This window comes from Herbiconiux daphne, from assembly GCF_024979295.1.
Lineage (GTDB): Bacteria > Actinomycetota > Actinomycetes > Actinomycetales > Microbacteriaceae > Herbiconiux > Herbiconiux daphnes.
On sequence record NZ_JANLCJ010000291.1, the window covers coordinates 1 to 802 of the forward strand.

At 46.4% G+C, this 802-nt stretch carries 3 protein-coding genes; all 3 read left to right on the forward strand.

The annotated features are described in order from the left end of the window. The first annotated feature begins 14 nt into the window (after positions 1–14). Positions 15–134: an Acb2/Tad1 domain-containing protein gene (locus N1032_RS28640; protein ID WP_456319125.1), complete on the forward strand. Its 120-nt coding sequence runs from the start codon at positions 15–17 to the stop codon at positions 132–134. Continuing rightward, positions 131–412, forward strand: a complete 282-nt coding sequence (locus N1032_RS24745; RefSeq protein WP_259543177.1) for a hypothetical protein — start codon at positions 131–133, stop codon at positions 410–412. Before N1032_RS28640 ends, N1032_RS24745 begins: the two co-directional genes overlap by 4 nt. Further along, the coding region (locus N1032_RS24750; RefSeq protein WP_259543178.1) for a hypothetical protein at positions 393–802 on the forward strand (410 nt) is incomplete at its 3' end. The genes N1032_RS24745 and N1032_RS24750, both read left to right, overlap by 20 nt.

Below are 802 nucleotides of genomic sequence, written 5' to 3' on the forward strand. Positions count from 1 at the left end.
ATGTCCTTCAGTTAATTGATGCTCTGAAACAAGATGACGTAGTAAGCCAACGCTGGCTTGCCATTGCAAAAACTGACATTGAGAAAGCATTCATGGCTCTCTCACGCAGTATCACTGAGCAGGTAAAACAATGACTCAAGAAGCTAACCCAGTAGTACCAGTAGCAACAGTAGACGACTTCGCTCGCCTCATTGCTGACTGGCACGCAGACGGTATTACTCAACTCGAATACGTTGAAAACGTACCGGGTGATGTCATTGTGAAAGCTGTTATCGACGGTGTAGAACGAGCACTCACAGGCACTGAACGCCAAGTATTCTTGGCTGGTGTATCTGTAGTTCGTTCCATCTTCGAGAAGCTGCCTTTCGAAACCATTCTCGCTCAGGTGGGAAGTGACGATGCACAACATTAAGATACTGGGTTGCGACCCATCATTCTCCAATTGGGGAGCAGCACAAGGTATCTATGATGCACGTTCCAACAAGCTCACAATCGTGGGCTTGGATGTAATCCATCCGGTAGTTAAGAAAGATAAAGCAACCCGACAAAGTTCCTTAGACCTTCAACGTAGTAAACATCTTGCTAAAGGTATGATCGACCTGACCCGTTGGGCAGATGTAATAGCCGTTGAAGTACCTCATGGAAGCCAGACAGCAAGAGCTATGGCTTCCTATGGAGTCTGCATTGGAATACTGGGTACTATCCTTAACACTCGCGTACCAATGATTGAAGTGAACGCGAATGAAACCAGAACAGTGATTACAGGGAAACGTGAAGCCACTAAAGCACAGGCAATTGCTTG

What these genes read in the sequence shown, in the direction of transcription:
- N1032_RS24745 (WP_259543177.1), top strand. Translation starts at nt 131, where the DNA reads ATGACTCAAGAAGCTAACCCAGTAGTACCAGTAGCAACAGTAGACGAC.